Annotated in this window: 25 protein-coding genes; 17 read left to right on the top strand and 8 right to left on the bottom strand. The window is 73.1% G+C overall.

Annotation, left to right across the window (positions count from 1 at the left end):
• Window positions 1–106 precede the first annotated feature (106 nt).
• Window positions 107–382 carry a type II toxin-antitoxin system Phd/YefM family antitoxin gene (locus R2D22_RS31730; RefSeq protein WP_318108406.1) on the bottom strand — a complete coding sequence of 92 codons (276 nt, stop codon included), beginning with the start codon at window positions 380–382 and terminating at the stop codon, window positions 107–109.
• Window positions 383–436: 54 nt separating this feature from the next.
• Between R2D22_RS31730 and R2D22_RS31725 the strand changes: the two genes are divergently transcribed.
• The 3 genes from R2D22_RS31725 to R2D22_RS31715 all read left to right on the top strand — a co-directional run bounded on the left by R2D22_RS31725 (window position 437) and on the right by R2D22_RS31715 (window position 2,373).
• Window positions 437–1,078 carry a ClpP family protease gene (locus R2D22_RS31725; protein ID WP_318108405.1) on the top strand — a complete coding sequence of 214 codons (642 nt, stop codon included), beginning with the start codon at window positions 437–439 and terminating at the stop codon, window positions 1,076–1,078.
• 5 nt (window positions 1,079–1,083) lie between these two features.
• Complete coding sequence (locus R2D22_RS31720) at window positions 1,084–1,389, top strand: hypothetical protein (protein WP_318110109.1); 306 nt, start codon at window positions 1,084–1,086, stop codon at window positions 1,387–1,389.
• Window positions 1,390–1,896: 507 nt separating this feature from the next.
• Complete coding sequence (locus R2D22_RS31715; RefSeq protein WP_318108403.1) at window positions 1,897–2,373, top strand: C40 family peptidase; 477 nt, start codon at window positions 1,897–1,899, stop codon at window positions 2,371–2,373.
• A gap of 14 nt (window positions 2,374–2,387) precedes the next feature.
• Here R2D22_RS31715 and R2D22_RS31710 read toward each other — a convergent pair whose 3' ends face one another.
• Window positions 2,388–2,825, bottom strand: coding sequence for an ATP-binding protein (locus R2D22_RS31710; protein ID WP_318108402.1), 438 nt, complete (start codon window positions 2,823–2,825; stop codon window positions 2,388–2,390).
• Window positions 2,826–3,035: 210 nt separating this feature from the next.
• Entirely contained in the window at window positions 3,036–4,202 is a 1,167-nt protein-coding gene (locus R2D22_RS31705) for an 8-amino-7-oxononanoate synthase (protein ID WP_318108400.1), read from the bottom strand.
• Between the two features lie 142 nt (window positions 4,203–4,344).
• On the opposite strand from R2D22_RS31705, the gene bioB reads away from it, so the two are divergent.
• From bioB to R2D22_RS31680, 5 genes are all read left to right on the top strand, one after another.
• Window positions 4,345–5,607, top strand: a complete 1,263-nt coding sequence (gene bioB / locus R2D22_RS31700; RefSeq protein WP_318108399.1) for a biotin synthase BioB — start codon at window positions 4,345–4,347, stop codon at window positions 5,605–5,607.
• A complete protein-coding gene (locus R2D22_RS31695; RefSeq protein WP_318108397.1) occupies window positions 5,600–6,880 on the top strand; it encodes an adenosylmethionine--8-amino-7-oxononanoate transaminase in 1,281 nt (426 codons plus the stop codon). Before bioB ends, R2D22_RS31695 begins: the two co-directional genes overlap by 8 nt.
• Before the next feature lie 589 nt (window positions 6,881–7,469).
• Entirely contained in the window at window positions 7,470–8,186 is a 717-nt protein-coding gene (gene bioD, locus R2D22_RS31690; protein ID WP_318108396.1) for a dethiobiotin synthase, read from the top strand.
• Window positions 8,187–8,188: 2 nt separating this feature from the next.
• Window positions 8,189–8,530, top strand: coding sequence for a VOC family protein (locus R2D22_RS31685; protein WP_318110107.1), 342 nt, complete (start codon window positions 8,189–8,191; stop codon window positions 8,528–8,530).
• Between the two features lie 42 nt (window positions 8,531–8,572).
• Window positions 8,573–9,244 (top strand): class I SAM-dependent methyltransferase, encoded by a 672-nt coding sequence (locus R2D22_RS31680; RefSeq protein ID WP_318108394.1) that lies wholly within the window; start codon window positions 8,573–8,575, stop codon window positions 9,242–9,244.
• Between the two features lie 27 nt (window positions 9,245–9,271).
• Here R2D22_RS31680 and R2D22_RS31675 read toward each other — a convergent pair whose 3' ends face one another.
• Both R2D22_RS31675 and R2D22_RS31670 read right to left on the bottom strand, forming a co-directional pair.
• Window positions 9,272–9,643, bottom strand: a complete 372-nt coding sequence (locus tag R2D22_RS31675; protein ID WP_318108393.1) for a fic family toxin-antitoxin system, toxin component — start codon at window positions 9,641–9,643, stop codon at window positions 9,272–9,274.
• Window positions 9,640–9,927, bottom strand: coding sequence for a toxin-antitoxin system HicB family antitoxin (locus R2D22_RS31670; protein WP_318108392.1), 288 nt, complete (start codon window positions 9,925–9,927; stop codon window positions 9,640–9,642). Before R2D22_RS31670 ends, R2D22_RS31675 begins: the two co-directional genes overlap by 4 nt.
• Window positions 9,928–9,979: 52 nt before the next feature.
• On the opposite strand from R2D22_RS31670, the gene R2D22_RS31665 reads away from it, so the two are divergent.
• The 7 genes from R2D22_RS31665 (at window position 9,980) to mug (ending at window position 16,857) form a co-directional block, all read left to right on the top strand.
• The gene (locus R2D22_RS31665) at window positions 9,980–10,843 is read left to right on the top strand and encodes a TIGR03621 family F420-dependent LLM class oxidoreductase (RefSeq protein WP_318108391.1); all 864 of its coding nucleotides are present in this window, start codon (window positions 9,980–9,982) and stop codon (window positions 10,841–10,843) included.
• A 75-nt stretch (window positions 10,844–10,918) separates the two neighbouring features.
• On the top strand, window positions 10,919–11,356 hold the full coding sequence (locus tag R2D22_RS31660; RefSeq protein ID WP_318108390.1) for a GNAT family N-acetyltransferase: 438 nt from the start codon (window positions 10,919–10,921) through the stop codon (window positions 11,354–11,356).
• Between the two features lie 178 nt (window positions 11,357–11,534).
• On the top strand, window positions 11,535–12,878 hold the full coding sequence (locus R2D22_RS31655) for a hemolysin family protein (RefSeq protein WP_318108388.1): 1,344 nt from the start codon (window positions 11,535–11,537) through the stop codon (window positions 12,876–12,878).
• Window positions 12,875–13,894 carry a hemolysin family protein gene (locus R2D22_RS31650; protein WP_318108387.1) on the top strand — a complete coding sequence of 340 codons (1,020 nt, stop codon included), beginning with the start codon at window positions 12,875–12,877 and terminating at the stop codon, window positions 13,892–13,894. The genes R2D22_RS31655 and R2D22_RS31650 overlap by 4 nt, the downstream gene beginning before the upstream one ends.
• A 93-nt stretch (window positions 13,895–13,987) precedes the next feature.
• The gene (locus R2D22_RS31645) at window positions 13,988–14,767 is read left to right on the top strand and encodes an SGNH/GDSL hydrolase family protein (protein WP_318108386.1); all 780 of its coding nucleotides are present in this window, start codon (window positions 13,988–13,990) and stop codon (window positions 14,765–14,767) included.
• 102 nt (window positions 14,768–14,869) lie between these two features.
• Window positions 14,870–16,312 carry an adenylosuccinate lyase gene (gene purB, locus R2D22_RS31640; protein WP_318108385.1) on the top strand — a complete coding sequence of 481 codons (1,443 nt, stop codon included), beginning with the start codon at window positions 14,870–14,872 and terminating at the stop codon, window positions 16,310–16,312.
• Complete coding sequence (mug, locus tag R2D22_RS31635; RefSeq protein WP_318110105.1) at window positions 16,309–16,857, top strand: G/U mismatch-specific DNA glycosylase; 549 nt, start codon at window positions 16,309–16,311, stop codon at window positions 16,855–16,857. Before purB ends, mug begins: the two co-directional genes overlap by 4 nt.
• Before the next feature lie 6 nt (window positions 16,858–16,863).
• Here the strand turns inward: mug and R2D22_RS31630 are convergent, their stop codons facing one another.
• Window positions 16,864–17,301 (bottom strand): hypothetical protein, encoded by a 438-nt coding sequence (locus R2D22_RS31630; RefSeq protein WP_318108383.1) that lies wholly within the window; start codon window positions 17,299–17,301, stop codon window positions 16,864–16,866.
• A gap of 122 nt (window positions 17,302–17,423) precedes the next feature.
• Here R2D22_RS31630 and R2D22_RS31625 point away from each other — a divergent pair, with 122 nt between their 5' ends.
• Entirely contained in the window at window positions 17,424–18,581 is a 1,158-nt protein-coding gene (locus R2D22_RS31625; RefSeq protein WP_318108381.1) for an ROK family transcriptional regulator, read from the top strand.
• 73 nt (window positions 18,582–18,654) lie between these two features.
• On the opposite strand, the gene R2D22_RS31620 is transcribed toward R2D22_RS31625, so the two are convergent.
• Both R2D22_RS31620 and sigJ read right to left on the bottom strand, forming a co-directional pair.
• Window positions 18,655–19,395, bottom strand: a complete 741-nt coding sequence (locus R2D22_RS31620; protein WP_318108380.1) for a GntR family transcriptional regulator — start codon at window positions 19,393–19,395, stop codon at window positions 18,655–18,657.
• Between the two features lie 265 nt (window positions 19,396–19,660).
• Window positions 19,661–20,542 (bottom strand): RNA polymerase sigma factor SigJ, encoded by an 882-nt coding sequence (gene sigJ / locus R2D22_RS31615; RefSeq protein ID WP_318108379.1) that lies wholly within the window; start codon window positions 20,540–20,542, stop codon window positions 19,661–19,663.
• A gap of 114 nt (window positions 20,543–20,656) precedes the next feature.
• On the opposite strand from sigJ, the gene R2D22_RS31610 reads away from it, so the two are divergent.
• Entirely contained in the window at window positions 20,657–21,490 is an 834-nt protein-coding gene (locus R2D22_RS31610) for an alpha/beta fold hydrolase (RefSeq protein ID WP_318108377.1), read from the top strand.
• Window positions 21,491–21,651: the final 161 nt, after the last annotated feature.

Genomic DNA, 21,651 nt, shown 5'->3' with positions numbered 1-21,651 from the left:
AGCCGGAGCCGCACCACCACAGGACGGCCGCGTGTCCCCGCTGTAGCGGACGGGGGCACGCGGCCTTTTCGTGCCGTCAGGCGCTCGCGCCGGCAGCGCCGTTCGGTCAGGTGCCCGGCTCGCGGTGCCGGGCGGCGAGGCCGAAGCGTCCCTGTTCACCCGCAGCGGACGCGACCGACCGGACGGCGGCGACCGTGCTGATCACCGGCTCCTCCGCCGGCTCGCGGTCGGCCTCGAGTTTCTCCAGGTCAGCAGCCGAAACCAGGGCCACGAGGGGCTTGCCGTGGCGGGTCACGACCACGCGCTCGTTGCCGTACACCACGCGGTTGATCAGGTCCGCGAGCTCTGCCCGCGCTTGCGTCACCGGAATCTCGTAGGCCATGCTCCACATCTTACGGGCTGTACGTCCTGTACATTTTTTACAAGGAGGCCGCTCATGCTGAACCGCTACGTCCTTCCGGAGTTCACCGAGCGCACGAGCTACGGGAGCCGCACCCTCGATCCGTACTCCAAGCTGCTGGAGGAGCGGATCGTCTTCCTCGGCACCCCGATCGACGAGACCTCGGCCAACGACGTCATCGCCCAGCTGCTGCACCTGGAGTACGCCGATCCCGACCGGGACATCTCGCTCTACATCAACTCCCCCGGCGGCTCGCTCAGCGCCATGGCGTCGGTCTACGACACGATGCAGGTCATCACCTGCGACGTGGAGACGACCTGCCTGGGGCAGGCCGCGTCCACCGCCGCCGTACTGCTCGCCGCCGGTGCGCCCGGCAAGCGGCTCGCACTCCCCGGCGCGAGGGTCGTCCTCCAGCAGCCCGCCATGGAGGAGCCGCTGCAGGGGCAGCCGAGCGATCTGGAGATCCAGGCCCAGGAAATGCTGCGGCTGCGCGGGATGGTCGCGGGGATGCTGGCACGCCACACCGGCCAGGACCCCGAGCGGATCGACGGCGACTTCGACCGGGTCTCGGTCTTCGACGCCGCGGCGGCGGTCGCGTACGGGCTGGTGGACCACGTCGTGCAGAACCGCGGCGCGTCGGCGGGGACAGGTGCCGGCACCGGCACCGGCACGAGGTGACCGAGGTGGTCCCCGAGCTGCCTGCGCTGCCCGCGCTGACACGCGCCGAGGGCGAGTTGGTCGACGCCTACCTCGAAGTCGTCGACCAGCTGGGGCGAATCAACCCATCCAGGGCATCGCATACTTATGGGGCCCTGAGAGCGGCTCAGGCGCTGGTGGGGCGGGCGGTCGCCCTCCGGGAGGCACTGGATCTCATGCATCGGCGCGGCGAGAGCGAGGTGCACGCGGCCACGTTGGCCCGGGCCCTGCGGGTGTTGGACGGCGAACGGCGCGCGGAGCGGGTCACCGTCGCGGACACACCCGCCAGTTGACAGATCCGCATGTCGTGTCGAGGGCCGGTCGGCCGCAGAACCCCTCCCCCGTTCGGCGTAGGAGACGAATCGACATACAGCGCGGGTGAGTTGCGCAACGGGTGTACACATCTGGCGGAATCGCGCATTCCGTCGCTGGTACGGGCCTCATCGGCCAAACCTCTGTTGATCACCAAACCTGCCTGTCCACCCGAATGGATCAGTCGTGAGGAGCCTCACATAACGTCGTTTCAACTCGGAAATCGCCCCGAGCTGGGTCAAGATCCCTGTCGACGACAAGCCCCCGCCGTCCCCGGCGGGGCGGTCCGGGCGGACGCCGAGTCCTGCCGCCGTTCCGGATGACTGGTCGACAGGAGTGGATCGGCAGGAGTGGAGGACCCGAGCAGTACGGGCCGGCCCGCAGGTCAGGGGCCGTTCCTCGGGGTGAAGCCGCAGCCGCGGCCGGGCAACTTCGCCAGTCCGAACCCGACAGGTCATCCTTCACAGGCGGCTGACGAAGGGTTGCGCATGACTGCGCAGATTCATGTCCCGTCCCTGCTCTCCCGGGCCGGGGCCGTCTCGGCCCTGACCCTCGCCGCCGTCGGCGGCACGCTGCTCGCCCCCGGCGCGGCCCCCGAGGCCGAGGCCGCGACCTCGTACGCGAGCAGGGCGCTCGGCATCGCCGCGTCGAAGAAGGGTTCCCCCTACAAGTACGGGGCGACCGGTCCGAGCCGCTTCGACTGCTCGGGGCTCACGCTCTACTCGTACAAGCGGGCCGGCAAGACGCTGCCCCGCACGGCGCACCAGCAGTACAACAAGACCCGGCACATCGCGGCCTCCAGCCGAGCCCAGGGCGACCTGGTCTTCTTCCACTCGGGCGGATACGTCTACCACGTGGGCATCTACGCCGGGAACGGCAAGATCTGGCACTCCCCCAAGACCGGGTCCTGGGTGAAGCTCGACCGGATCTGGACCTCGAAGGTCTGGTACGGCCGGGTGGCCTGACGCCGACGACGGCGTCAGTTCGGCGAGGGCGCGGGGGCGGCCCAGGGCAGTTCGATCCAGACGGTCTTGCCGCCGTCCTCGGTCGGGCGCACGGAGAGCCGGCCGCCGCATTCGGCGGTCAGCCAGCGGATGATCACCATGCCGCGGCCGTTGTCCTGCTGGACCGCGGCGGGCAGCCGCTGGGGCCAGCGCGGGTGGCTGTCGGTGACGCCGATGCTCAGCTGCTCGTCGCGTTCCAGACGGACGTCGACGGTGAAGGTGGGCGACTGCCCGAAGGTGTGCTGGACGGCGTTGGTGGCCAGCTCGGAGACGATCAGACGGACGGTGTCGGAGGTCTCGCAGGCCGCGTCGAGGCCCCAGCCGGTGAGGACGTCGGCGACGTATCTGCGGGCGGTGGAGACCGAGGCCGGATCGCTCGGCAGAGTGACGGTTGCTTCCTGGTGGTCTGCCATGGCGACGCTGTCCCTTTCCCACCGGGGCCCGGCCCCGGATTGCGCTTCGCGCCAGAGTGCCACCGAAAGGGCTGACCTGGGGGGCGATTCACCGAGATATGTACAAATCTGTCGCTCGATGCGGTGAACTCTGCGACGCGAGAACGCATTTGGGGCCGGCGCCGGACCTCGTGACGTCCGGCCCCCGGCGTCAGACCCCGACGTCCCGCGTCAGGCCTCCGGCGCCGTGCGGAGGATCGTGGCGACGGCCTCGTCGATCTGCGCGTCCGTGAGGTCGGCGCGGGCCGTCAGCCGCAGCCGGGAGATGCCGTCCGGCACCGACGGCGGACGGAAGCAGCCGACGCCCAGACCCTGTTCGCGGCAGTCCGCCGCCCAGCGCAGCGCGGCCTCGGGCGAGGGCGCCCGCACCGAGACGACGGCCGCGTCGGGGCGCGCGGCGGTCAGTCCGGCCTCCGTGAGGAGCCGGTGCAGGGTGGTGGCGACGGTCCTGGCCCGCTCGGCGAGCCCGGGTTCGGCGCCGATCAGCCGCAGGCTCGCGAGCGCGCCGCCCGCGGCGGCCGGGGCGAGCCCGGTGTCGAAGATGAACGTACGGGCCGCGTTGACCAGGTGCTCGATGACCCGGGCGGGCCCGAGCACCGCGCCGCCCTGGCTGCCCAGGGACTTGGAGAGGGTCAGGGTGGCGACCACGTCCGGGTCGCCCGCGAGGCCGGCGGCGTGCAGCGCACCCCGGCCGCCCTCGCCGAGCACACCGAAGCCGTGGGCGTCGTCCACGACCAGCGCGGCGGCCCCGTGGGCGCGGCAGGCCTCGGCGAGCGCCGGAAGCGGGGCCTTGTCGCCGTCCACCGAGAAGACCGAGTCGGAGACGACCAGGGACCGGCGGCCGGGGTGGGCGTCGAGGGTCTTGCGCACCGCCTCCGGGTCGGAGTGCGGCACGATCGCCGTCTCGGCGCGGGAGAGCCGGCAGCCGTCCACGATCGAGGCGTGGTTGGCCGCGTCCGAGACGATCAGCGAGCCGTGGGCGCTGAGCGCGGTGAGCGCGGCGAGGTTGGCGGTGTAGCCGGAGGAGAAGACGAGGGCGGCCTCGAAGCCGCAGAACTCGGCGAGTTCGCGCTCCAGCCGGGCGTGCAGCCGGGTCGAGCCGGTGACCAGCCGCGAGCCGGTGGAGCCGGCGCCCCAGCGGCGGGCGGCCTCGGCGGCCGCCTCCTTGATCTCGGGGCGGTGCGTCAGCCCGAGGTAGTCGTTGCTCGCGAGGTCCAGAACGTCCGGTTCGGCCGCGCGCGGACGCAGCGTCCGGACGAGCCCGGCCGCCGCCCTGCGGGTGGCCTCGGCGTCGGTCCAGTCGAACGCGGTGCGGCGCGGGTCCACGGCCTGGGACATGGCAGATCCTTTTGTAGGCAGCGCACAGACCCTAACCGGACCGGGCCGAGGTCGGGGTGTGGTCATACACACACCTCGAACGGGCGCGTTTGTTCAAATCCTCCTTGGCCCGGACGCATGCGGTAGGTCAGGATCAGCCCTTATGGACCTGCTGAACACGCTGGTGGACAAGGGGCTGCGGCGCGAGCTGCCGACCCGTGAAGAAGCGCTCGCCGTGCTGGCGACCTCCGACGACGAACTGCTCGATGTGGTGGCCGCGGCCGGCAAGGTGCGCCGCCAGTGGTTCGGCCGCCGGGTGAAGCTGAACTATCTGGTGAACCTGAAGTCCGGGCTCTGCCCCGAGGACTGCTCGTACTGTTCCCAGCGGCTCGGCTCGAAGGCCGAGATCCTCAAGTACACCTGGCTGAAGCCGGACGAGGCGTCCCAGGCGGCCGCCGCCGGTGTCGCGGGCGGCGCGAAGCGGGTCTGCCTGGTGGCCAGCGGCCGCGGTCCGACGGACCGGGACGTGGAGCGCGTCGGGAAGACGATCGAGGCGATCAAGGAGCAGAACGAGGGCGTCGAGGTGTGCGCCTGCCTCGGTCTGCTCTCGGACGGCCAGGCGGAGCGGCTGCGCGACGCCGGTGCCGACGCGTACAACCACAACCTCAACACGTCCGAGGGGACGTACGGGGACATCACCACCACCCACACGTACGCGGACCGGGTGGACACCGTGCAGAAGGCGCACGCCGCCGGTCTGTCGGCGTGCTCGGGTCTGATCGCGGGCATGGGCGAGTCCGACGAGGACCTGGTCGACGTGGTGTACGCGCTGCGCGAGCTGGACTCGGACTCGGTGCCGGTCAACTTCCTGATCCCGTTCGAGGGCACCCCGCTCGCCGAGGAGTGGAATCTCACCCCGCAGCGTTGCCTGCGGATCCTCGCGATGGTGCGGTTCGTCTGCCCCGACGTCGAGGTCCGGATCGCGGGCGGGCGCGAGGTTCACCTGCGCTCGATGCAGCCGCTGGCCCTGAACATCGCCAACTCGATCTTCCTCGGCGACTACCTCACCAGTGAGGGCCAGGCCGGCAAGACCGACCTGGACATGATCGCGGACGCGGGCTTCGAGGTGGAGGGCGCGGGCACGACGACGCTGCCGGCGCACCGGGCGGACGCGCTCGCCGCGGCGGGCGGCGGCGGCTGCGGCTCGGCCGCTTCGGCCGGTGGCTGCGGCTCGGCCGCGGACGCGGACTCCTCCGGCGAGGGTGCCGGCTGCGGCTCGCACGCGGGCGGCGGCTGCGGCCCGTGCGGCGGTCACGCGCCGGAGCCGGCCGCGGTCCCCGACACGGCGGCGGCGAACCCGGCCCGCACCGACCTGGTGGCCGTGCGCCGCCGCGGCGCGGGGACGGACCTGGCGCCGAATGCGTAGCGGCGAACTGCTGGCCCTGGACCGGGCGCACGTCTGGCACCCGTACGGCCCCATGCCGGGCCGTACGGACCCGCTGGTCGTGGCGTCCGCCGCCGGGGTCCGGCTCAGGCTGGCCGAGCCGGCGGAGGGCCGGGACGAGCTGATCGACGGCATGTCCTCCTGGTGGTCGGCGATCCACGGCTACAACCACCCCGTGCTCAACGAGGCGGCGCGCGGGCAGCTCGACCGGATGAGCCACGTGATGTTCGGCGGGCTCACCCACGAGCCCGCGGTCCGGCTCGCGGCGAAGCTGGTGGAGATCACCCCCGAGCCGCTGCAGCACGTCTTCCTCAGCGACTCGGGCTCTGTGGCCGTCGAGGTCGCGGCGAAGATGTGCCTGCAGTACTGGCGCTCGGTGGGTCGGCCCGCCAAGCAGCGGCTGCTGACCTGGCGCGGCGGCTACCACGGGGACACCTGGACGCCGATGTCGGTGTGCGACCCCGACGGCGGCATGCACGAACTGTGGTCCGGAGTGCTGACCCGCCAGGTGTTCGTCGGTCCGCCGCCGGTGGAGTACGAGGAGTCGTACGCGGAGCAGCTGCGCGAGGCGATCGGGCGGCACGCGGACGAACTGGCCGCGGTGATCGTCGAGCCGGTCGTGCAGGGCGCGGGCGGGATGCGGTTCCACACGCCGGAGTACCTGCGGGTGCTGCGGGAGGCCTGCGACGAGCACGGCGTGCTGCTGGTCTTCGACGAGATCGCAACCGGGTTCGGACGGACGGGCACGCTGTTCGCGGCGGACGCGGCCGGGGTCTCGCCGGACGTGATGTGCGTGGGCAAGGCGCTGACCGGCGGCTACCTGTCGATGGCGGCGACGCTGTGCTCGTCGGAGGTGGCGGACGGGATCTCGCGCGGCGAGGTGCCGGTGCTCGCGCACGGCCCGACGTTCATGGGCAACCCGCTCGCCGCGGCCGTGGCCTGCGCCTCGATCGACCTGCTGCTCGCGCAGGACTGGCAGCACGAGGTCAAGCGCATCGAGGCGGGCCTGCGCGAGGGACTCGCGGCGGCGGAGAGCCTGCCGGGCGTCCGGGAGGTCCGCGTGCAGGGCGCGATCGGCGTGGTCCAACTGGACCACGACGTCGACATGGCAGCGGCAACCACCGCCGCGGTACGGGAAGGCGTCTGGCTCCGCCCGTTCCGCGACCTGATCTACACGATGCCGCCGTTCGTGACGACCGACGAGGACGTCGCGAGGATCTGCGCGGCGGTACGCGCGGCAGCGGCAGCGGGCTGAGGCCTCGGCGCGTCGGGGGCCGTGCCCGCAAGGGCGCGGCAGCACCGGACCCGACGCACGCCTGCGCGGCGGTACGCGTGGCCGCGCAGGCGGGCCGACCGCAACGTGCGGGACGGGCGCGCGGCAGGGCTGTCGCCCGACGTGGTGGGGCGTTCGCCCCGCAAGTCGCGGGCGACCGGACTTGGACCCGCGCCTGCACGGCGGTACGCCGCCGCGCAGGCGGACCGACCGCAGCGTGCGCGACGGGTCGCAGGGCGAGGTCGGCGCAGACCTGGCGCGCGAACGCGCGGCTGAGCTGTCGCCCCGCAGGTCGCTGGCCGACTGCGCGGCGGTATGCGCCGCCGCGCAGGCGAGGGCTGACCCATACGCCGTGCGGGACGCCCGCAGGGGCGTACCCACGCTTCACCACCAGCCCCCGCCCCTGCTGTGGGCATACGTTCCGCAGGGGCGACGGGGGACCCCCTGCTCGAGCGAAGCCGAGAGCTTGGGGGAAGGTGGGCACAACGGGGCGGTGCTCTTGCGGGCGCCTCCGCTTCATGCGCCTCCCGTGACCGCGGGACGGGCGTCGTCACAAGAGAGGGACACGCACATGGCCGTCATCGTCGTCAGCGGCACCGGCACGGAGATCGGTAAGACGATCGTCACCGCGGCCGTGGCCGCCGTGGCCACCGCCGCCGGCCGCTCCGTCGCCGTGCTGAAGCCCGCGCAGACCGGGCTTCGCCCGGACGAGCGCGGCGACGCCGACGAGGTCGTCCGACTCTCCGGCGCCGTCGGCTCGGCCGAACTCGCCCGGTTCCCGGAGCCGTTGGCCCCGGGGACGGCGGCCCGCCGGGCCGGCATGGCCCCGGTCGGGCCGGCCGAGGTCGCCGCCGCGGCCCGCAAGCTCGCCGAGGAGTACGACCTCGTGCTCGTCGAGGGCGCGGGCGGCCTGCTCGTCCGCTTCGACGAGGCGGGCGGCACCCTCGCCGACGCCGCGCGCCTGCTGTCCGCGCCGGTCCTGGTCGTCACCCCCGCCGGCCTCGGCACGCTGAACTCCACCGCCCTGACGGCGGAGGCGCTGCGTGCCCGGGACATCGAGCAGCTGGGCGTCGTCGTGGGCAGCTGGCCGGCCGAGCCGGACCTCGCCGCCCGCTGCAACCTGGCCGACCTGCCGGAGTCGGCGGGCGCCCCGCTGCTCGGCGCGGTTCCGGACGGCGCGGGCGCGCTCGCGCCCGAGGAGTTCCGCGCGCGGGCGGGCGAGTGGCTCGCGCCACTGCTCGGCGGCACATGGGACGCGGACGCCTTCGCCCGCTCCGCGGGCTGCTGATCGTGCGGGCGAAGGTCAGCGAGCTCGTCGTCGACTGCGCGGACCCGGCGGCACTGGTGCGGTTCTGGGCGGCGCTGCTGGGCGGCACCCCGGTGGACCGCAGCGCGGACTGGTCGTACGTCGAGCCGCCGGGGTTCGTGCGGATCGCGTTCCAGCAGGTCCCGGAGGGCAAGACGGTGAAGAACCGGCTCCACCTGGACCTGGAGGCGGGTCCGCCCGCGGCCGCCGCCGACGCGGCGGTGCGCCTCGGCGCGGAGCGCGTCGGCGGGATCGTCACCGACACGCAGGGCGCCTTCCAGGTGATGCGGGACCCCGAGGGCAACGAGTTCTGCTTCGTGGACTGATCCGCGGGGGAGAATGGGCGTATCCGCCCGAGGAGGTCCGTCATGTCACCGCGCGCCCCGAAGGTTCCGCGAGACGCCGTGCACCATCCGCTGTTCGCACGCTTCTACGCGCGGTTCAGCGTCCAGGCGGATCTGAAGGGCGGGGTCGCGGCTCACCGCGAGGCGTTGCTGGCCGGCCTGTCCGGCCGGGTGATCGAGATCGGCGCGGGGAACGGGCTGAACTTCGCGCACTATCCGGGCACGGTCTCGGAGGTCGTGGCGATCGAACCGGAGCGTCATCTGCGGCAGTTGGCGACGGAGGCGGCGCTGCGCGCCGGAGTCCCGGTGGACGTGGCGCCGGGGGCCGCGGAGGCCCTGCCGGTGAAGAGCGAGGCGTTCGACGCGGCGGTGGCCTCGCTGGTGCTGTGCACCGTACGGGACCTCCCGAGGTCGCTGCAGGAGCTGTACCGGGTCCTTCGCCCGGGCGGCGAGCTGCGGTTCTTCGAGCACGGGCGGGCGCCGGGCCGGGCCATGGCGACCGCGCAGCGGGGCCTGGACCTGACGGTGTGGCCGCTGCTGTTCGGCGGCTGTCACACGGCCCGGGACCCGATCGCCGCCATCGAGGCGGCGGGGTTCGAGGCAGTTGACTACCGACGGTTCGTCATCCCGGAGAAGGGGCCGCGGATGCCCAGCTCGTACTGCGTACTGGGCTCGGCGCGACGGCCGCTCGCGTAGCGGACCGGCCCCTCGCCAAGGCCGCGCTCAGCGCGTCCAGTGGCGCAGCTCGTCGGCGATGGTACGCACGTCGCCCTTGCCGTCCTTGACCAACCGGGCCAGATCCCGGACCTGTTCGGGCGAGGTGACTACCTTCAGTCCGCAGGCGACGAGATAGCCGTAGGCGACGGCGGACGCGTACATCGCGTTGGAATGCTCCAATGCCGGTACGTGCAGCAGCAGTTGGAGTAGCGCCGCGGCACGGGCGTGCGGGTCGGGATAGACGGACACCCCGAAGATCTCCGCCTCGTGGCGGGCGACGGCGGCGACGAGCGCGCCCCAGTCGGTCACCTGCGGGTCCCCCGGGGTCTGGTGCTCGGCGACCATGAGCAGCCAGGACAGGTCGATCGTGACGTTCACGCGCGGGCGCCGCGCTGCGGATCACGTTCCGACGCGCTCTGCGGATCACGTTCCGACGCCCGCTCCGATCCGCGCTCCGACCCGAACTCCTCAGCGAACACCGTCTCGTACTGCCGCATGAAGTCGGCGGCGGCCTCGACGAACGTGCGGCCGGTTTCCCCCGCGTCCTGCTGGACGAGTTCCTCGATGTACCGGTTCACGCTCATCCCGCGCTGCTGGGCCCGTCGCCGGGCGGCTTCGGCGGTAGTTTCGTCCACGCGTACGTTCAGCTGCGTCTTGGCCACACGGCCACGCTAGCGCGGACCCGCTAGCACCGACAAGGGGAGGGACACCACCATGAGCTCGTCCGCCTTACCGTTCCGCTTCGGCGTCAACATGCTCACCCACGGGACCGGCGAGGAGTGGCGGGCCCGCTGCCGGCGCGCCGAGGAACTCGGGTACGACGTGATCCTGGTCGCGGACCATCTGGGCATGCCCGCGCCGTTCCCCGCGCTGGTCGCCGCCGCGGCCGTCACGAGCCGCCCGCGGCTCGGCACCTTCGTGCTGAACGCGGGCTTCTGGAACCCGGCCCTGCTGGCCCGCGAGGTCACCACCACGCAGGCACTGACCGACGGCCGGCTCGAGGTCGGGATCGGCACGGGCTATGTGCGGGAGGAGCACGACACCGCGGGCCTCGACTTCCTCCCGCCCGGCCGGCGGGTGGACCACCTGGAGCGCACGGTGGAGGAGTTGGACCGGCACCTGGACGGCCAGGCGCCCCCGCTCCTGATCGGTGGCAACGGCGACCGGGTGCTGCGGCTCGCCGCGCGCCGCGCCGGGGTGGCCGCCTTCGCCGGCGGACGCACCGAGGGCGGCCGGGTGCACGTGCTTTCCGCCGAGGAGATGGACGAGCGGGTGGCCGCGTACGAGCGCTTCGAGGCGGAGTCCGGCCGGGAGGCCCCGGCCGAGCGGAACCTGCTGATCCAGCGGGTCACGGTGACCGACGACCGCGCGGCAGCGGTGGCGGAGTTCCTGCCCGTCGTTCCCTACCTGACCGAGAAGCAGGTCCTGGACCTGCCGCTGCTCGCGTACGGGACCGCCCGGGAGATCGCCGACCAGCTGCGGGAGCGGCGCGAACGGTACGGCTTCTCGTACTACACGGTCCTCGACAACGCGATGGAGGAGTTCGGGCCGGTCCTGGCCGAGCTGCGCAAGGACTGACCGCCGGGACCGCGGGCGGTTCCACGGTGTGGAATCCGCTCGCGGTCCGGGCCCGGGCGCTGCTTGGCTGACCCCATGAGTGATCTTCGCATCCGCTGCGCCGCTTCCTCCGACATCGACGCCGTCCTCGTGTTCTGGCGCGAGGCCGCCGAGGGGACGAGCATCACCGACGACCGCGACGGGGTGGCCCGGCTCGTCGCCCGCGACCCCGAGGCCCTGCTCCTGGCCGAACGGGACGGCGTCCTGGTCGGCACCGTCATCGCCGGGTACGACGGATGGCGCTGCCACCTGTACCGGCTGGCCGTGCACCCCGCGCACCGGCGGCAGGGCGTCGGCGGCGCGCTGCTGGCGGCGGCCGAGGAGCGCTTCGTACGGCTCGGCGGGCGGCGGGTCGACGCGATGGTGCTGAACCGCAACGAGCTCGGGCAGCGGGCCTGGCGGGCCGCGGAGTACGGGCCGCAGGACCAGTGGACCCGCTGGGTCAAGCCGCTGTCCGCGCAGGAGCCGGTCTGACGGCGCCCGACCACCCCGCTTTGCCCGTCCTTTACCATGGTGACTTCCCCGCCGGGCGCGACCGCGTCCGCGATCCGACGACCGAAAGGTGTGAGCGTCCGTCCATGGGCGAGCCTCCCAGTAGCCGACATCGAGCGATCCCCCTCCCCCTGGCCGATCATGGGACGGAGGTGAACCGATGACCGAAGTGCTTCTGCTCGTGGTGGCGCTCCTGCTCGCGTTGGCGTGCGGCGCCTTCGTCGCGGCCGAGTTCTCCCTGACCACGGTCGAGCGCTCCGAACTCGAGCGGGCCGCCGAGCGGGGTGAGCGGGGGGCCTCCGGCGCGCTCAAGGCCGTCCGGTCGCTCACCTTCCAGCTCTCCGGCGCACAGCTCGGCATCACCGTGACCAACCTGATCGTCGGCATGCTCGCCGAGCCGTCGATCGCCGCGCTGCTGAGCGGGCCGTTCGAGGCGATGGGCCTGTCCGAGACCACCGCCTCGTCGGTGGCGCTGGTCCTCGGCACGGCCCTGTCGACCGTCGTCCTGATGGTCGTCGGTGAGCTGGTCCCGAAGAACTGGGCGATCTCCACGCCGCTGGCCGTCGCCAAGGTGGTGGCCACCCCGCAGCGGATCTTCACCGCCGCGTTCAAGCCGCTGATCAGCCACCTCAACAACACCGCGAACCGGATCCTGCGCCGCCTCGGCATGGAGCCGACGGAGGAGCTGGCCTCGGCCCGCTCGCCCAAGGAGCTGGTGGCGCTGGCCCGGCACTCCGCGAAGGAGGGCGCACTGGAGGCGGACACGGCCGAGCTGTTCGTCCGGACGCTGAACCTGGCGGAGCTGACGGCGGAGAACGTGATGACGCCTCGGGTCCAGGTCACCGCCCTCGACGTGCAGGCCACGGCCGAGGACGTCGCCAACGCGACCCGCGCCACCGGCCTGTCCCGCTTCCCGGTCTACCGGGGCAACCTCGACTCCGTCGTCGGCATCGCCCACATCAAGGACGTACTGGCCATACCGGCCGACGAGCGGCGCCGCAGGCGCGTCGGCGACATCGTGCGCGAGCCGCTGCTGGTGCCCGAGACGCTGACCGTGGACCGGCTCCTCGACCGGCTGTCCGGCAAGCGGACGATGGCGGTCGTCATCGACGAGTACGGCGGCACGGCGGGCGTGGTGACGCTCGAGGACATCGTCGAGGAGGTCGTCGGCGAGGTGCGCGACGAGCACGACCCGCACGAGACCCCGGACCTCGCCCGGGCCGGCACGGACGCGGACGGACGCGAGCTCTGGTCGGCGGACGGCGCGGCCCGTACGGACCAGCTGGAGGCCATCGGCATGCGCGTCCCGGACGGACCGTACGAGACGCTGGCCGGCGTGCTGGCGACCGACCTGGGGCGCATCCCCGAGGTCGGCGACAGCGTCGAGCTGGTCGGCTGGCGGCTGGATGTCGTGGACGCCTCCGGTCGGCGGGCGGCGCGGGTGCTGATGCACGCGCCGCTGTCCTCGGAAGCGGAGCACGAGACCGGGGAGGCGGGCCGATGATCGCGATCCAGTTGCTGATCGGCCTGCTGACGCTGGTCGTGAACGCCTTCTTCGTCGGCGCGGAGTTCGCGCTGATCTCCGTGCGCCGCAGCCAGGTCGAGCCGCTCGCGGAGGCCGGGAACCGGCGGGCGCGCAGCGTCGTGTGGGGCCTGGAGCACGTCTCGGCGATGCTCGCCGCGGCCCAGCTCGGCATCACGCTGTGCACCCTGGTGCTCGGCATCGTCGCCGAGCCGGCCATCGAGCATCTGCTGGAGCCGGTGTTCGACGCGATCGGCGTGCCGCACGGCGTGGCCGCCACGATCTCGTTCGCGATCGCGCTGGCCCTGGCGACGTACCTGCACATGCTGCTCGGCGAGATGGTGCCGAAGAACATCGCGCTGGCCGAGCCGACGCGCACGGCGCTCGCCCTCGGCCCGCCGCTGGTGACGCTGGCCCGGGCGCTGCGACCGGTGATCTTCGCGATCAACGCCTTCGCCAACGGGCTGCTGAAGCTGCTGCGGGTCGAGACGAAGAACGAGGTCTCGGCCACGTTCTCGGACGACGAACTCGCGCGTCTGGTCACGGACGCCGGGGACGCCGGGCTGCTGGACGACCGGGCGGCCGAGCGGCTGCACGACGCGCTGGAGCTGGGGCGCCGCCCGGTGCGCGACGTGGTGATGCCGGTGGAGCGCGTGGTGTACGCGCGGGTCGGCACGACCCCGGAGGAGCTGGAGGCCCTGTCGGCCGACTCGGGCTTCTCCCGCTTCCCGGTCGTCGACGCGGGGCGGCAGATCCTCGGCTACCTGCATGTGAAGGACGCCCTGGACATCACGCCGCGCGACCTGCCGTTCCCGGTGCAGGCGATGCGGCCGATCGCCCGGGTGCGGGCGGCGACCCCGCTGGACGACGTCCTGACTGCGATGCGGCGCAGCCGCACGCACCTGGCGGCGGTCCTCGACGAGGACGGCAAGCTGGCCGGTCTCGTCACCATGGAGGACGTGCTGCGGGAGCTGGTGGGCCGGCCGCTCGCGCCGTAGCCCCGGAGGCGGTGTGCGCGGGCCGGCGACGGATCCACCCGCGCGCACCGCACGGACCGACCCGCCCATACCGCGCGGTATGATCGCTCCGCCATGGAGATGAATGCCAACTACACCAGTCTCGTCGCGGTGGGCGACAGCTTCACCGAGGGCATGTCGGACCTTCTGCCCGACGGGACGTACCGGGGCTGGGCCGACCTCTTGGCCGCCCGGCTCGCGGCCCGCACCCCCGGCTTCCGCTACGCGAACCTCGCCGTGCGCGGCAAGCTGATCGGACAGATCGTCGACGAGCAGGTGGACGCGGCCGCCGCGATGAAGGCGGACGTGGTCACGCTCGTCGGCGGCCTCAACGACACCCTGCGGCCGAAGTGCGACATGGGCAGGGTGCGCGGGCTGCTCACCGAGGCGGTCGAGAAGCTGGCGCCGTCCTGCGGGCATCTGGTGCTGATGCGCAGCCCGGGCCGGAACGGCCCGGTCATGGAGCGCTTCCGCCCCCGGATGGAGGAGCTGTTCGCCCACGTCGACGAGCTGGCCGCCCGGCACGGCGCGACCGTGGTCGACCTGTACGGGGCCCCGGCCCTCGGCGACCAGCGGATGTGGGACGTGGACCGGCTGCACCTCACCGACGAGGGGCACCGCCGGGTGGCGGAAGCCGTGTGGCAGACGCTGGGCCTGCCGGCCGAGGAGGACTGGCGCGCGGTGCTGCCGCCGGCCGTCCGGCCCGGCTGGGCAGCCCGGCGGATCGGAGACGCACGGTTCGCGAGGGAGCACCTCGGGCCGTGGGTCGCACGCCGGCTGACCGGCCGCTCCTCGGGCGACGGCCTGCCGGCCAAGCGGCCGGAGCTGCTGCCGTACGAGCCGCCCGCCTTCTGACCCGGGCCCGCCCGGACCGGCGGACGTGACGGGCGTCTCGTAGCAAGCTCCCAACCGGGCCATGGCGCTGGCCTGCAGAAACCGCCAGTAGAATCTGGACACGTGACTGCTGTGACTGCGAAGCCCCGTATCCCCAATGTCCTGGCCGGCCGCTACGCCTCCGCGGAGCTCGCCGTCCTCTGGTCCCCCGAGCACAAGGTGAAGCTGGAGCGCCGGCTGTGGCTCGCGGTGCTGCGCGCCCAGAAGGACCTCGGGATCGAGGTGCCGGACGAGGCCCTCGCCGACTACGAGCGCGTCCTCGACCAGGTCGACCTCGGCTCGATCGCCGAGCGCGAGAAGGTCACCCGGCACGACGTGAAGGCCCGCATCGAGGAGTTCAACGCCCTCGCCGGCCACGAGCACGTCCACAAGGGCATGACCTCGCGCGACCTCACCGAGAACGTCGAGCAGCTGCAGATCCGGCTCTCCCTGGAGCTGATGCGGGACCGCACGGTCGCCGTCCTCGCCCGCCTCGGCAAGCTGTCCGGCGAGTACGCGGAGCTGGTCATGGCCGGCCGCTCGCACAACGTCGCCGCCCAGGCCACCACCCTCGGCAAGCGCTTCGCCACCGCCGCGGACGAGCTGCTCGTCGCGTACGGCCGCCTGGAGGACCTCCTCGGCCGCTACCCGCTGCGCGGCATCAAGGGCCCGGTCGGTACCGCCCAGGACATGCTCGACCTGCTCGGCGGCGACGCCGACAAGCTCGCCGACCTCGAGCAGCGCATCGCCGGCCACCTCGGCTTCGCGCACGCCTTCACCTCGGTCGGCCAGGTCTACCCCCGCTCGCTCGACTACGACGTGGTCAGCGCGCTGGTGCAGCTGGCCGCCGCGCCGTCCTCGGTCGCGAAGACGATCCGCCTGATGGCCGGTCACGAGCTGGTCACCGAGGGCTTCAAGCCCGGCCAGGTCGGCTCGTCCGCGATGCCGCACAAGATGAACACCCGCTCCTGCGAGCGCGTCAACGGCCTGATGGTCATCCTGCGCGGCTACGCGTCGATGGCCGGCGAGCTGGCGGGCGACCAGTGGAACGAGGGCGACGTGTCCTGCTCGGTGGTCCGCCGGGTGGCACTGCCGGACGCGTTCTTCGCGCTCGACGGTCTGCTGGAGACCTTCCTCACCGTGCTCGACGAGTTCGGGGCCTTCCCGGCCGTCGTCGCCCGCGAGCTCGACCGCTACCTGCCGTTCCTCGCCACGACCAAGGTCCTCATGGGCGCGGTCCGCGCGGGCGTCGGCCGTGAGGTCGCCCACGAGGCGATCAAGGAGAACGCCGTCGCCTCCGCCCTCGCCATGCGCGAGCAGGGCGCCGAGCGCAACGAGCTGCTCGACAAGCTGGCCGCCGACGAGCGCATCCCGCTGGACCGGGCGCAGCTCGACGCCCTGATGGCGGACAAGCTCTCCTTCACCGGCGCCGCCGCCGGCCAGGTCGCCGCCGTGGTCTCCCGCATCGAGGAGATCGTCAAGCAGCACCCGGAGGCCGCCGGCTACACCCCCGGAGCGATCCTCTGACCCGGTTCACCCCGGAGCAGCTTCAGGCCGCCCGCGACAACGTCGTCCCCGACGTGGTCGCGGGCGGCCTGTCCGTGCTCTTCTGCGGCATCAACCCCGGACTGCTGACAGCCGCGACCGGGCACCACTTCGCCCGGCCCGGGAACCGGTTCTGGCCGGTCCTGCACCTGTCGGGGTTCACTCCGCGCCTGATGCTGCCCGAGGAGCAGCGGGAGCTGCTGTCGTACGGGCTCGGCATCACGAACGTGGTGGCGCGGGCGACCGCGCGGGCCGACGAACTGACCGCCGAGGAGTACCGCGAGGGCGGCCGGATCCTGGCCGAGAAGGTCGAGCGGCTGCGCCCGCGCTGGCTGGCCGTCGTCGGCGTGACCGCGTACCGGGCGGCCTTCTCGGAGCCCAAGGCCCGCATCGGCCGGCAGGAGCGGATGATCGGCGGGACGCGGATCTGGGCGCTGCCCAACCCCAGCGGGCTCAACGCGCACTGGACCGCCGCGGCCATGGCGGAGGAGTACGGACGGCTGCGGGCCGCCGCGGCGGAGGACTGAGCGGCGTCAGGGCGGGTCGACGGTGGTGACCGCGGCCACGAGCCGGAGCGGCATCTCCTTGTCCCCGTACGCGACCCCGAGCACGATCCAGCGGCCGTCGACGCGCCAGAGGTGGACGTCCGGCACCGCGTTGCACAGCAGGTCCCAGGGGTCGGGTATGTGCTCGCCCGCGAAGCCCCGGGTGAGCAACGAGTCCAGGCTGAAGACCTGCGGTTCTCCCCAACGCACGGTGAGGAGCAGGGCCAGTCCCTCCCGTTCGGCCTCCCACTGCTCCTCGACATCCTCCCGGCACGATCCGTCGTCGTCCCGGAAGTCGTCGCTGGTGCTTAACTCCGCGACGTGGAAACCGGGACCGCTCTCGCCCACGTCCGATCGTCCGCGTCGGTCGGGGAAGGCACGCGTGCGCAGCAGGTCGAGGGTGGCGAGGTGCCGGGCGGCCGTCATGGATCCAGTAAAGCGAACCGCTCTGACAGCCGAGGGTCCGTCAGACGTCCACGTGCCTCGCCGTTCTCCGGAACCATTGAGTACGATCCGGCAGACACGCGCGCGAGCTGGGAGGACACACTGTGGGGCGGCTGACCGGCGGGGACCCGTCGCTGCTGCGGCGGATCAATTCCGCGGTGGTACTCCATGCTCTGCGGGGCGCCGACGCGCTCACGCTCACCGACCTGACCCGGGTGACCGGTCTGTCCCGGCCGACGGTCGAGGGCGTGACCGAGGGGCTGATCGCCGGCGGTCTGGTCGTCGAGGCCGCACCCGAGGAGGGCGAGACGCGTCGGCAGGGCCGGCCGGCCAGGCGGTTCCGGTTCCGCGCCGAGGCCGGGCACCTGCTGGGCATCGAGATCGGACCGCACCGGGTCGCCGCGCTGCTGTCCGGCCTCGACGGCCGGATCATCGGCGCCGGCGCGCGCGAGGTCTCCGAGACGGCCTCGGCGGACGAACGCCTGGAGCGGGTCCGGGCCGTCGTCGCGGACGTGCTGCGGCGCGCCGGGGTGGCCCGGAGCAACCTGCGGGCGGTCGGCGTCGGCACGCCCGGGATCGTCGAGACGGACGGCACGGTCCGGCTCGGCACGGCGCTGCCCGGCTGGACGGGCCTCGCGCTGGGCGAGCGGCTGCGCCGCTCGTTCCGCTGCCCCGTCCTGGTGGAGAACGACGCGAACGCGGCGGCGGTCGCCGAGCACTGGAAGGGCGCCGCCACCGACTCCGACGACATCGTCTTCGTGCTCGCCGGGCTCAGCCCGGGCGCCGGCTCGCTGATCGGCGGTCGGCTGCACCGCGGTTACGGCGGCGCGGCGGGCGAGATCGGGGCGCTGCACCTGCTGGGCCGCGAGGTCGCCCCGGAGACGCTGCTGTCGACGACGGACGAGCCGCTGCACCCGCTCGACGAGCAGGCGGTGGCGGAGGTCTTCGCGCTGGCGCGGGGCGGGGACGCGCGGGCCGAAGCGGCGGTGGAACGCTTCATCCAGCGGCTGGTGCACGACGTCGCCGCCTTGGTGCTGGCCCTGGACCCCGAACTGGTGGTGGTCGGCGGCTGGGCGGCCGGCCTGGACGGCGTACTGCAGCCGCTGCGCGAGGAGTTGGCCCGGTTCTGCCTGCGCCCGCCACGGGTGGCGCTGTCCCTGCTGGGCGAGGCTGCGGTCGGTACCGGGGCGCTGCGACTGGCGCTGGACCATGTCGAGGAGCAGCTGTTCGCGGTCGACGGGTCGGTGACGTCGCGCCGCTGAGACGGAACGGAAGCGGCCCCGGCGTTCGACGAACGCCGGGGCCGCTTCCGTGTGTTCCGGGTGGGCCGGGAGGTCAGGAGGCCATGACCAGGTCGCCCGAGTCCCCGAAGGTCAGCTTGCAGGTGTCCGCGCGGTAGGTGGCAACCGAGACCGCGGCCGTGCGGCCCTCGGAGAGGTAGCGGGTGGTGACGACGAGGACCGGGGCACCGGGGAGGCGGTCCAGCTCCTTGGCGTCGTCGGCGCGGGCGGAGCCCAGTTCGACGGAGCGGTCCTGGCCGTCGAGGACCAGGCGCTGCAGCTCGCGCAGGACGCCGCGGGCGCGGGCCGGACCGGCGGGCGCGTCGGCGGCGGGCTGACCGGGGACGCGGGCGAGCGGCACGTACAGCAGCTCGGCGGCGACGGCCTGGCCCTGCGTCACGCGCAGCCGGCGCACCACGTGGACGGGCTCGTCGGGCTCGGCCTCAAGGAGCCGGGCGACCGCGGCGGGCGGGGTGGCGGTGACGCAGTCGACGGACTGCCAGACGTCCTCGCCGGCGCCCGGCCAGGCCTGCTGGGTGGTGGAGACGTCGACGCCCATGCGCGGCGGGGCGACGGTGGTGCCGACCCCGCGGCGGCGCTGCAGCCGGCCCTCCAGCTCGAGCTGCTCGAGCGCCTGGCGGAGCGTGGCGCGGGCGACGCCGAAGCGGGCCGCGAGCTCGCGCTCGTTCGGCAGGATCTCGCCGACGGCGAAGTCCGAGTCCAGCGCCTCGCCGATCACGGTCTTGAGGTGCCAGTACTTCGGCTCCGGCACCGATTCCAGCTGCGTGGTCCCCACCCTGATCCTCCGCAATCGCCGTGTCCTCGGCGGCTTTTCCGCGCCCTTGTTTATTAAAGGTTCCTGCACTAACTCTGCGACCATAAGGCGGCACACCCCCTTGGTCAAGACCAATCCTGCGTCGGGTCGACTCAGTGGCAGCGCTCCGGGACCGATCGTTCACAGGACGTTCGTGCCGCCGTGAGCCGGGCGCAGCAAACCACCCCGCGTCCGGGCGGACGCGGGGCGGGCGGGGCGGGACGGTGAAGGGACGGCGGGGGCAGTCCTACGCGCGCACGGCCTGGAGCTTGTCCGGGTTGCGCATGAGGTAGACGCACTGGACCGCGCCGTCCGCGATCTCGATCTGGAAGACGACGGAGACCTTTCCACCGGCGTGGCCGACCAACGCCGGGGCGCCGTTGATCTCCTCGAAGCGGTACGTGAGGTCCCCGGCCTCGGCGCGGGAGACGGCGTACAGGAAGCGGCCCACCTTGTCGGCGCTCTCCATGATCCGCAGCGGCCCCTTGGCCTTGCCTCCGCTGTCGCCGACCAGCCGGACGTCGGGCGCGAGGAGCGCCATCAGGTCGGCGAGGTCGCCGCCGGCGGCTGCCGCGAGGAACCGCTCGGTCAGGTCGCGCCGCTCGGCGGGGTCGACGTCGTAGCGGGGGCGGCCCTCGTCGACGTGCTTGCGGGCCCGGCCGGCGAGCTGGCGCACGGCCGCTTCGGTCCGGTCGAGCGCGGCGGCGATCTCGGCGAACGGGAAGCCGAAGGCCTCCCGCAGCACGAACACCGCCCGCTCCAGCGGGGAGAGGGATTCCAGGACGACGAGGACGGCGAGCGAGACGGAGTCGGCGAGCAGCGCGCGTTCGGCGGTGTCGGGCACGGCAGGGCCGAAGTCGGTGACGACGGGTTCGGGCAGCCAGGGGCCGACGTAGGCCTCGCGGCGGGAGCGGATCTGGCGCAGACGGTCGACGGCCAGCCGGGTGGTGACGCGGACGAGGTAGGCGCGCGGTTCGCGGACGTCGTCGCGGTCCGCGGCGGACCAGCGCAGCCATGCCTCCTGGACCACGTCCTCGGCGTCGGCCGCGCGGCCGAGCATCCGGTAGGCCACCCCGGTCAGCATCGGGCGGAGCTCTTCGAACAGGTCGGTCACAGTGTCGATCGCCACGCCTCCATACCAGCCGAAGGGGCTGCGTCGTGTCCAGTTCGGTCTGCCCTCTTGAACTCCATGCTACTGAACGGTAATTCTTGTTGACAGGGCGTCTAAGACAGGAGCAGTCGCATGTCCGCACAGGTCGAGTTCACGGTCGAGTCCCCCGCCGGACCCCGCACGGTCTCGGTGACGTACGACCGCCGCGGCACGGGCGAACCGCTGCTGCTGCTCCACGGCATCGGCCACCACTGGCAGGCCTGGGAGCCGGTGATCCCCGTCCTCGCCGCCGAACGCGACGTCGTCTCCGTCGACCTGCCCGGCTTCGGCGCCTCCGCCCCGCTGCCGGACGGCTGCGCCTACGACCTGTCGACCGTCGTCCCCGTTCTCGGCGGGCTCTGCGCGGCGCTCGGCCTGGACCGGCCGCATGTCGCGGGCAACTCGCTCGGCGGTCTGCTCGCGCTGGAGCTCGGCCGGCAGAAGCTGGTCCGCTCGGTGACCGCGCTCTCCCCCGCGGGCTTCTGGTCGGAGAGCGAGCGGCGGTACGCCTTCGGCACCCTGCGCGCGATGCACGCCGCCGCCTCCGCGATGCCGGTGCCGCTGATCGAGGGGCTTTCACGTTCGGCGGCCGGCCGTACCGCCCTCACCAGCACCATCTACGCCCGCCCGGCACGCCGTTCGCCCGAGGCCGCGGTCGCCGAGACCCTCGCCCTGCGCTCCGCCACCGGCTTCCGTCAGACGCTCGCGGCGGGCCGCACCGTCCGCGTCACCGAGGACATCACCGGCCTCCCGGTCACCATCGGCTGGGGCACCCGCGACCGGCTCCTGCTGCGCCGCCAGGGCGTCCGCGCCAAGCAGGCGATCCCGGACGCCCGGCTGATCCGGCTGCCGGGCTGCGGCCACGTGCCGATGAACGACGACCCGGCGCTGGTCGCGCGCGTCATCCTGGACGGCAGCAGCCGCTGACCGAGCGGCGCGAGCGACCTTGACGGCCCGTCCAACCTGGGCGGCGCGAGCGACCTGAGAGCCGGGGCCGTTCGCGCTGACGTCTCGTCACCCGGGGGGCCCGCGCGGATGTTCCGGTGCGCGCGTTCGAGTCGTTGTTCATGTGGGGTTCGCGTCCGCGC

Source organism: Streptomyces sp. HUAS YS2 (genome assembly GCF_033343995.1).
Taxonomy (GTDB): Bacteria; Actinomycetota; Actinomycetes; order Streptomycetales; family Streptomycetaceae; genus Streptomyces; species Streptomyces solicathayae.
Note: the sequence above shows the minus strand (reverse complement) of the source record. Positions and strands in the feature narration are given on the sequence as shown.